The organism is Syntrophorhabdales bacterium, from assembly GCA_035541455.1.
Classification (GTDB): domain Bacteria; phylum Desulfobacterota; class Syntrophorhabdia; order Syntrophorhabdales; family WCHB1-27; genus JADGQN01.
Genome location: DATKNH010000145.1, coordinates 1 through 9,742 on the forward strand (window position 1 = coordinate 1; position 9,742 = coordinate 9,742).

Genomic DNA, 9,742 nt, shown 5'->3' on the forward strand with positions numbered 1-9,742 from the left:
GTGATTCTGCCGACGTCAGGCGGAAAAATGCCGTTAATCAGGCGAAGCAGGGTAGATTTGCCTGAGCCATTTTGTCCAATTATCCCTAAGGTCTCGCCCCTTTTCAGGTCGAAGCTGACGTTCTGCAATGCCCAGAACTCAGCTTTTCTCAGCCATCCGCGGTTGTAAGAGATCCCGCACATGCTTCTGGCCACATCCATGGTCCCGTAAAACATGCTTCTTCTTAAGTTCTGGCAAAACTTTTTTGAGACATTCTCGACTTTAATCACACTGTCACTCTCGCGATGACGGGGTGAATCGTGTTCGCTCATCCTCTTCTCCATCATATCAACTGCCATATCCGCCCTCTCTCCGTCACGCAACTACCTAGATCATCTTCTCAATTACTTTATCTTCAGATACGAAGAAGAGTCGCCACGAAAGCAAGAAAACAAGCAGTGATGCCAGCGAAGTAATTACAAATCTGTCGAAATGATCAACCCTTCCATAGATTATGATGTCGCGCGGAATCCCAATAAGATATGTCAAGGGATTCCATTTGATGATGGTCTGCAGAGCTGGGTTTTTGAAGGTAGGCGCGTAGATTACGGGCGTCACATAAACGAGGAGGCTGAGTATAAGATTGACGCCCGTTTGTATTTCCGCAGCGACGACTCCTACGACCGACACAACCAATCCTATCCCGGCTGCCAGGAAAAACAAGGGAAGAATGAGGATTGGGAAGAAGACTATTTTCCAGCTGGGTATCACGCCAAAGGCTATCAAAACTGCGATATTGAGCAAGAATGTTACGATGAAATTTGCTATATGCTGTGCCATCTGCTTCAGCAGGAGAGCTTCGTGGGGGTACTTGACCTGCATAATGAAAGCCGCACCCGAACCCAATGTCCCCTGCGCTGCTGTAAAAAAGCCGACAAAAAGACCCCAGATCGAGGTGCTTAGCAGGACGTACGCGGGGTATGGGATGCCAACATCGCCCGGATTGAGTATCCCCGTGGCATTCATGAACACCCAGGAAATGATGCCAAATAAGGGGCCGAGAATGATCCAACTGATTCCGAGAAAAGATTTCTTGTAAGACGCGAAGAAATCTCTTTTAAAAATTTGATAAATAAGCTGACGCGAAGAAGCGATGTTGCTTGCCATCAACATCCAGGTCTTCAGAAAACCTATTTTTTGCCTGGAATAAGGCTCGTAGATCGTTACTTCTTGCTTTTGCATCTTAACTCCTGTCATCACTCGGGGGCGGGTGATGCTGTCTGGTACCAGTCGTATGTTGTGGCCGGGTCTCGCTCGGACTATGAATGAGGGCTAACACCTCTCCCTTATATTTTCGTAAAACGCGAAGTCGTGGTTCGTGTACGTAAATCCGCGGCACACAGCTGCCTCGATTCCTGCTCCGGGGGGTTCTATGCCTGCCAATTTCGCATCATAATCGGCCATGATTTTGACAAGCTCATCAAAGGTAACACGCGGTTCCCACCCGAGTTTCTTGCGCGCTTTGGTGATGTCGGCCTGGAGAAACACGACCTCGGTAGGCCTGAAATACTTGGGGTCGACCTCTACCAGAGTATCGCCCTTGTGTAACCGTTCCGCCCATTGCGCTTCCGTGCTCCTGACAACGCCTGTTTCATCTTTGCCCTGCCCGCGCCACTCAAGTTCTACACCGAGGTATCTGAAGGTGGTGTCGACGAACTGGCGCACCGTGTAGCTCTCCCCCGTCCCCACGACGTAATCGTCCGGAGTCTCCTGGTTCAGCATCAGCCACATCATTTCGACATACTCGGGAGCGAAGCCCCAGTCCCGCTTGGCGTTGAGGTTGCCAAGATAAAGCTTCTGCTGCCTTCCCGCCAGTATATTTGTCACTGCCCGGGTGATTTTCCTCGTGACAAAGGTTTCGCCCCGCCGCGGCGATTCATGGTTGAAGAGTATACCGTTGGACGCGAAGAGATTGTAGCCATCCCTGTAATTGACGGTCATCCAGTAAGCGTAGAGTTTTGCCGCCGCGTAGGGGCTCCTCGGCTGGAAGGGTGTCTGCTCGTTCTGGGGAGGCGGTGCCGCGCCGAACATCTCAGATGAGGATGCCTGATAGTATTTGGTCTTGATGCCGCTCCTTCTGATGGCTTCCAGCAGGCGGGTGGTACCCAGTGCCGTCGAATCTCCCGTATACTCGGGCATGTCAAAACTGACCTTCACATGGCTCTGGGCTGCCAGGTGATACACCTCATCAGGCTGTATATTGTAAATCAGGTTGGCCATCTGTCCTGAATCCGAAAGATCTCCGTAATGCAGAAAAAGACGCGCAGAAGGGGTGTGAGGGTCTGTATAGATGTGGTCGATGCGTCCGGTATTAAACGTGCTCGCCCTCCGGATCAACCCATGGACCTCGTAATCTTTTGAAAGGAGAAACTCGGCGAGATAAGAACCATCCTGCCCTGTGATTCCGGTTATCAATGCTTTCTTTGCCACGATCAGCCTCCATCATATTTACTTTTGATGTAATTTCTTAAAGCATCTTTCCAGAAGGGAAGGGTGATGCCCATTTTCTTTGCTTTTGTATTGCCGAGCGCCGAATAGAGTGGGCGCCGCATCGTGCCGGTCATCCCCTTTCGGTCAACGGGTTTCACTTCGGTGGCCATCCCCATGAGCTCATAAATTGCCTTGGTAAATGCATACCAGGTGCATTCTCCTTCATTTACCAGGTGATAGATCCCTGGCTGACTGGCGGAATGTTCGATGAGGTTGAAGACAGCTCGACTCAGGTCGTCTGTGCTTGTCGGACAGACCGTCTGGTCATTTCCAATTTCCAGCGTAGCTTGCGATTGGGCGTCCTTGATGCGGTTGTCAACGAAGTTCCCGCCACCCTTCCCCCAGGTGCCCTGTCTGCCATAAAGCCCGCACGTGCGCACGATAACGGCATGGTCAGGCGCGGCCGACAGGGCAGCATATTCACCTGCAAGCTTCGTTATGCCATAGACCTGCAAAGGCGAAGGGCGATCATCCTCCAGATAGGGGCTTCTTTTTTCGCCGCCGAAGACGTAGTCGGTACTGAAGGTGACGAAGAGGGCGCCGATCCCTTTGCAGGCCAAGGCCAGGTCTCGTACCGCAATGCAGTTCACTTTGAACGCTAGCCCGTATTCTGTTTCACAGAGAGGTACATTGGTGAAGGCAGCCGTATTTATCACGGTATCCGGCCTGAATTCGCCCATCTCCCGGTCTATGGCCGTCTGCACCGTGATATCGAACAGATTCTCCGGAGGGGCATAGATTTCATGCCCCGGGTTGTTGCGCAGCAGGTCGCTGCCTAGCTGGCCGGTCTTACCGATAAGCAGGATTTTCATTCCCGTAACCAGCGAGCGGTAAGCAGTGAGCAGTTAGCAATCAAGAGAAAAGTGCCTCATTCTAGGAGAGCGGTCTTATGCGGTCGAAGAGCGGATAGTTCCTGTCGCGTTCCGATATGGTTGGGTTGGGGATAGGCCAAACAATTCGGAATGTGGGGTCATCCCATCTCACGCCCCTCTGCCACTCGGGAACATAAGGCGTGAACATCTGGTAAAAGAGTTCGGTGTTGTCGTCAAGTGTCTGGAAGCCATGAGCTACGCCTTCCGGGATGTAGACTGCCCGCCCATCGTTCTCCGTCATCCTGACCGCAATCCATTTACAGAACGTGGGAGTGTCAGGCCTCAGATCGATTATGACGTCATGCACTGCTCCCCGGGTGCAGCGGACCAGTTTTGCTTCTGCACAAGGCGCTATCTGGAGGTGCATTCCACGTAGAGTACCTCTCTTGACATTAAACGAGACGTTCGACTGCGCAATCTCTGTTTTCAAACCATGAACCTGGAATTCTTCCCGGCAGAAGCTGCGCGCAAAAAAACCGCGCTCATCCTCCATCCTTTCGAGGTCGACGATAAAGGCACCACCGATGGTGGTTTCAGTGAAGATCATTTCACTCCCGGTAAGCAGTAAGCAGTAAGCAGTAAGCGGTGAGCCGTGGAAACTTACTAACTGGGAGGGCAAGTGCGTTTCAGGCATGAAATCTTGCGTCGCTGCCCACTGCTCACTTTATACTATCTTTACATCCGGTATAGGCATGATAAAGTGGCCGCCACGCCTGATGTACTCCTGCTGCTGCGCGATGATTTCGTCGGCAAAATTCCAGGCGAGGAGAAGTACGTAGTCGGGCTGATCCTCGAGTAATTTTTCCGGTGGGTACACGAAGAGGTGCGCTCCTGGCGTGTACAGATTCTGCTTGTGGGGGCTCTTGTCAACAGTGTAGGCCACAAGATCAGTGGTGATACCGCAATAATTGAGAAGGGTGTTGCCTTTGGCCGGTGCCCCGTAGGCGGCTACCCGCTTACCGGCAGCCTTGAGGTTTTGCAGAAAGGCTAAAAGATCACTTTTGATTTTCAGCGTTCTCCTTGCAAACTCTCCATAGGTGTCTCTTTTGTTGAGTCCTTTGCGCAATTCCTCGTTCACCAGGCGTGCCACGTTGTCGCTCAACGTATGGGCTCCCTTGTGGCCGACGAAATAGAGCATGGAACCTCCATGGATCGTCACACGTTCCACGTCAAAAACCTCCATGTCAAAGAGATTGAAGAGGAACGACATGGAACGCACAGAGAGATACGAGTAGTGCTCGTGATAAACGGTATCGAATTCTGTCTTTTCGATAAAATCGATAAGGTAGGGAGCTTCAATCACGACGGCACCTTGGGGCGCGAGCAGATTCTTCAGCCCTTTGACAAAACCCCTGATCTCCGGAACATGTGCAAAAACATGTCTGCCGAGCAGCACGTCGGCGCTGCCGTAACGAGCCTTGATGACGTCAGCCGTTGCCTCGTTGAAAAAGTCGTTGAGGGTCTCGATACCGGCGTCACTGGCAACCTTTGCGATGTTTGTAGCCGGCTCAACACCGAGTATTCTCACCCCGAGTTTCTTGAAATGATGAAGCACCGTGCCATCATTGCTTGCGATCTCCACGACCAGGGAGTTTTTGTTGAGACCAAATCGCGCCTGGAAGCTCGAGGCAAGATAATTCGCGTGATTATGTACCATATCGGATGTTGAGGAAAAATAAATGTACTCCTTAAAGAGTTCGTCTGGAGGCACTACATAGCCTATCTGTACAAGGTTGCAGACGTCGCAGAAGTAGACATCGAGAGGGTAGGCACTTTCCTTGGTCGAAGCTAATTCGGTCGGCGTAAGGAAGCTGTTTGCCGGCGGCATACTTCCAAGGTCTAAAAATTTGTAAATATCCTCTTTGCCGCAAAACCTGCAAATCATAATTCACCTGCGTTGTCACAGTATTCCTTGATCTGCCGCTCGCAGACTTCCCGGAGGTCCCTGCGTTCACGGTACGCCTTTGTCCACTCGATCACACGGTCCACCGCGACATCTAGGCTCCAGCGGGGACGCCAGCCCAAAAGAGAGGCGGCCTTTGCGCAGTCGAGCTTCAGGTACTGTGCTTCATGGGGGTGCTCCCCCTGATCAATCTCATACCCTGCATCCTCCCCCCATTTTTCGCAGAGCCGCTGCACAAGCCACTCTACGGGTTTAGCGTCTGCCTCAGGCGGACCGAAATTCCACCCTTCGGCGTAGCGGGTACCTTCGTTGTAAAGCCGTTCGGCAAGCGTGAGATAGCCTGAAAGGGGCTCCAGCACGTATTGCCACGGCCGAATTGCGTGCGGATTCCTTATGAGGACCTTCTCGCCTTTCAGCAGTGCCCTGATGCAGTCGGGTAAAAGACGGTCGGGCGCCCAGTCCCCTCCTCCGATCACGTTGCCTGCCCTGGCCGATGCCACAGCCACGCCGTGAACCCCATATTTCGTCGGATTAAAAAAAGAGCTGCGGTATGCAGAGGTGATCAGTTCCGAACACGCTTTGCTGTTGGAGTAGGGATCGTAGCCACCCATGGGTTCGTTTTCGCGGTACGGCCAGACCCACTCCCTGTTCTCATAGCACTTATCTGTCGTGACATTGATGACTGCCTTTATGCCGGAAGAGTTTCTCACAGCCTCGAGGAGATGAATGGTGCCCATGACATTGATCTCGTATGTCTCAACCGGCCGTTCGTAGGAGTCGCGAACGATGGGTTGGGCTGCCATGTGAATAACGACCTCCGGAGAGAAGAGTGCCAGCGCATCCTGCAGGGACCACAGATCCCGAACGTCTGCAATGACTGACTGTACCAGTTCCCCTACACTGGCCAATTCAAAAAGGCTGGGTACGGTCGGCGGTCTGAGTGCGTAACCGTAAACCTTTGCCCCGAGAAGGTTAAGCCAGATACAGAGCCATGAGCCTTTGAAGCCGGTGTGCCCGGTGACAAAAACCTTTTTATCTTTCCAGAAGTCTGCGTCCACAGTAAAACCTCAATGTTTGGTGTTTAGTGTATAGTGTTTGGTGAACAGCCGAAGGTACATTCTCTCGCATAAGCGCGGTGTCTAGTCAAATCTTCAAATTCTTCACTAAACACTAGCCACTCATCACTTGCCACTGTTCTTACTCCCACACTTTCCACGGTGCTTTGCCGCTTGTCCAGAGCTCCTCAAGGTGGAGCTTGTCCCGCAGTGTGTCCATGGGTTGCCAGAAACCGCTGTGCTTGTAAGCTACGAGTTCGCCGTCGCGAGCCAGTCCTTCGAGTGGTTCCCGTTCGAGGACTGTATTGTTTCCTGCTATGCGATCGAACAACGCAGATTCAAAAACAAAGAACCCGCCGTTTATCCATGAACCGTCTCCCGCAGGCTTTTCCTGGAATGAGGTAACCTTATTTACGGCGTCGCAGATAAGCGCTCCGAAGCGGCCCGAGGGCTGTGCAGAGGTCACGGTCGCCAGCTTGCCGTGCGTCTTGTGATAGTCCACCAGGGCGTTGATGTTCACGTTTGCCAGACCATCCCCGTAGGTCAGCATGAACCTTTCTTTGCCGATATACGAGGCGATCTGCTTGACCCTTCCTCCAGTCTGTGTATCGGTGCCGGTGTCCACAAGCGTAACCCTCCAGGGTTCCACATATTTCTGGTGAACCTCCATGGTGTTCCGTTCCATGTCGAATGTAACATCGCTCATATGTAAGAAGTAGTTGGAGAAGTACTCTTTTATGATGTAGCCCTTGTAACCGAGGCAGATGACAAAATCATTAAACCCAAAGTGGGAATAAATTTTCATGATGTGCCAGAGGATCGGCTTTCCACCGATCTCGATCATAGGTTTCGGACGTACCGTGGTTTCTTCGCTTATTCTCGTACCCATTCCACCCGCAAGAATTACCACCTTCATGAGAGCCTCTCGCTTTCCCAGGATAGGACCGGTCTCACCACACCCGGCATCGGGCCAAAATAATTGCCTCTTGTAACAGTCCCTTCTATCGGATCAATTATGTTCACATTGAGCAGATCTTTTTCGTAGAAATGTATCTTCAGCGTTTCCATGGTGCTTACAGCGAAACCCACGTAGTAAATGCCATCGTTAAGAAAGTTGCCAGGGATCGTACAGCGCGCACGATAGACGCCGCGCTCAGTTTTTAGCAAACCAGGAGGGTCTATAACTGCGTCCGATGTCACGAATGCACATGTGCCGCCAGGGCCGAAAATGTGAAAATTGGGCGTCAGACGGGCCCCATCGACCGCTACCTGGTATTCCATTTCAACGACGATGGGTCGGTCTATAAGGGTCTCGGTAATCACCTCTCCTTTTTCATTGGTCAGGCGGGCCTTCAGCAAGAGCGCAGTGGTATCTCCGGGCTTGCGGCTGCTTTTTGTATAATCAATTTCACCTACAATCTCTGCCCCTTCGGAAGAATATTTCTGGATGACACTGCTTGCGGGACCGGATGCGAGCACGTGCCCTTCGTGAAGCAATATGCAATTGCTGCACAGAGATGCGACCATGGCCATGTTGTGACTCACAAACAGGATGGTGCGACCTTCTTTGCCAACCTCCTCCATCTTGCCGAGGCATTTTTTCTGGAATCGTGCATCACCCACGGCAAGCACCTCGTCAATGAGCAGGATCTCGGGGTCCAGATGAGCCGCCACAGCAAAGGCAAGGCGCACATACATGCCGCTTGAATAATGCTTTACGGGCGTATCTATTAAGCGTTCCACCTCTGAAAAGGCCAGTATCTCGTCGAATTTGCGCGTGATCTCTGATTTTCTCATACCCAGGATGGCTGCGCTCAGGTAAATGTTCTCTCTGCCTGTCAGTTCAGGGTGAAAGCCTGTACCTACTTCGAGCAGGGATGCGACGCGACCGCGGATTTCCGCACCACCCTCGGTCGGTTCGGTGATGCGGGAGAGGATCTTGAGCAGTGTGCTCTTCCCGGACCCGTTCCGACCTATAATCCCCATCACCTCGCCCTCTTTCACCTCGAAGGAGACATCCCTCAGTGCCCAAATGCTGTTCTCTGCATCGTCACACACAGGCGGGTGGCTGAAGAGCCTCTTAAAACCATTGGCGAGCTGATCGCGTAGTGTGTGATAGGCCCGGGTCGGCCCGATGCTGTACTGTTTGGAAATGCTGTCAACAGTGATAGTACTTTGGCCCATCAGATCACGTCCGCGAAGGTCCGCTCCGTCTGCCTGAAATAGAGAACGCCTCCTGCCAGTAGCATGAGGACGCCTGCGACGCTTATCCCCATGGTCCAGAAATCTGGACTTTCCTTGCCCAACAGGGCCCAGCGGAAACCGGTGACCACGCCCACCAGCGGGTTCAGGCTGTATAGCAGGCGCCATTTGAAGGGTATTATGGTGACGGGATAGATAATGGGTGAAGCAAACATCCAGACCTGGATCACGAAAGGTATAGTATAGCCCACGTCCCGGTACCTTACGTTAAGTGCGGAGAACCAGAGGCTGACAGCGAGTGCCGTCATTACGGTCAGAAGAAAGAAGAGGGGCAGTGTTAGAATCGCCCATGTCGGCGTGATGCTAAACCAGGCGATGAGGCCCAGCAGGATGAGAAAGGAGAGCGCGAAATCGATAACCGGCGTTATAATTGAAGCGACTGGGATCACCAGACGGGGGAAGTAGACTTTGCTGATAAGGTTTGTGTTCGCGACGACGCTCGCTCCACCGCGGCTGATCCCTTCTGAAAAATAGCTCCAGGGGACGAGCGCCGTGTAGAGGAATACTGCGTAGGGCAGGCCGTCTGAAGGCACACCGACCAAAATGCCGAACACCAGGGTAAAGATGAGCGCCGTTACCAAGGGTTGGAGGATGGCCCAGGCAGCCCCTATGACAGTTTGCTTGTAGCGCACCTTGATGTCGCGCCACACCAGGAAATAGACGAGTTCGCGATAGTTCCACAAATCCTTCAATTGCAGGGCGGCTATTCCTCGAGACCGACGTATCCTGATGATCGGAGCCGAGGAGTCGGCCGGGCTCACACTCATTTATACCATCTCCTTGATCACGACGATGTATACCACGCATAGGCCTGCCGTATGCCGTCAGTAATTGGTATTGCCGGTGACCAGCCCAATTTTTTCAAACGGCTGCTATCGAGAAGCTTCCTGGGAACACCATCTTTTTTTGTCATGTCGTGGTTTATTTTGCCCTTAAAGCCAACAATGTTCTTGACGAGAAGGGCCAGCTCCTTAATACGCATATCGTCGCTGGCTCCCACATTCAGGAATTCACCCACTTCCGGATAATCATAGTGTTCCATCAGTGTCACACAGGCCGAAGCGAGGTCATCCACGTGGAGAAACTCACGGTATGGCTCACCACTACCCCAGAGCACGACA

The 9,742-nt window shown here is 52.4% G+C and carries 11 protein-coding genes; all 11 read right to left on the bottom strand.

What is annotated here, in order from left to right; genetic code table 11:
• Positions 1-338: ATP-binding cassette domain-containing protein (locus VMT71_15700; GenBank protein HVN25418.1), on the bottom strand; the 338-nt coding region annotated here is incomplete at its 3' end.
• 28 nt (positions 339-366) lie between these two features.
• The gene (locus tag VMT71_15705; GenBank protein ID HVN25419.1) at positions 367-1,221 is read right to left on the bottom strand and encodes an ABC transporter permease; all 855 of its coding nucleotides are present in this window, start codon (positions 1,219-1,221) and stop codon (positions 367-369) included.
• A gap of 90 nt (positions 1,222-1,311) precedes the next feature.
• Positions 1,312-2,469, bottom strand: a complete 1,158-nt coding sequence (gene gmd, locus VMT71_15710) for a GDP-mannose 4,6-dehydratase (protein ID HVN25420.1) — start codon at positions 2,467-2,469, stop codon at positions 1,312-1,314.
• A gap of 2 nt (positions 2,470-2,471) precedes the next feature.
• Positions 2,472-3,341, bottom strand: coding sequence for a dTDP-4-dehydrorhamnose reductase (gene rfbD, locus VMT71_15715; GenBank protein ID HVN25421.1), 870 nt, complete (start codon positions 3,339-3,341; stop codon positions 2,472-2,474).
• A gap of 61 nt (positions 3,342-3,402) precedes the next feature.
• Complete coding sequence (gene rfbC / locus VMT71_15720; protein ID HVN25422.1) at positions 3,403-3,948, bottom strand: dTDP-4-dehydrorhamnose 3,5-epimerase; 546 nt, start codon at positions 3,946-3,948, stop codon at positions 3,403-3,405.
• 117 nt (positions 3,949-4,065) lie between these two features.
• Positions 4,066-5,286, bottom strand: a complete 1,221-nt coding sequence (locus tag VMT71_15725) for a class I SAM-dependent methyltransferase (protein ID HVN25423.1) — start codon at positions 5,284-5,286, stop codon at positions 4,066-4,068.
• Positions 5,283-6,362 carry a CDP-glucose 4,6-dehydratase gene (gene rfbG, locus VMT71_15730; protein HVN25424.1) on the bottom strand — a complete coding sequence of 360 codons (1,080 nt, stop codon included), beginning with the start codon at positions 6,360-6,362 and terminating at the stop codon, positions 5,283-5,285. The genes VMT71_15725 and rfbG overlap by 4 nt, the downstream gene beginning before the upstream one ends.
• Before the next feature lie 139 nt (positions 6,363-6,501).
• Positions 6,502-7,275: a glucose-1-phosphate cytidylyltransferase gene (gene rfbF / locus VMT71_15735; protein ID HVN25425.1), complete on the bottom strand. Its 774-nt coding sequence runs from the start codon at positions 7,273-7,275 to the stop codon at positions 6,502-6,504.
• On the bottom strand, positions 7,272-8,543 hold the full coding sequence (locus VMT71_15740; protein ID HVN25426.1) for an ABC transporter ATP-binding protein: 1,272 nt from the start codon (positions 8,541-8,543) through the stop codon (positions 7,272-7,274). The genes rfbF and VMT71_15740 overlap by 4 nt, the downstream gene beginning before the upstream one ends.
• Complete coding sequence (locus VMT71_15745) at positions 8,543-9,388, bottom strand: ABC transporter permease (protein ID HVN25427.1); 846 nt, start codon at positions 9,386-9,388, stop codon at positions 8,543-8,545. The genes VMT71_15740 and VMT71_15745 overlap by 1 nt, the downstream gene beginning before the upstream one ends.
• 17 nt (positions 9,389-9,405) lie before the next feature.
• The coding region (locus tag VMT71_15750) for an NAD-dependent epimerase/dehydratase family protein (protein HVN25428.1) at positions 9,406-9,742 on the bottom strand (337 nt) is incomplete at its 5' end.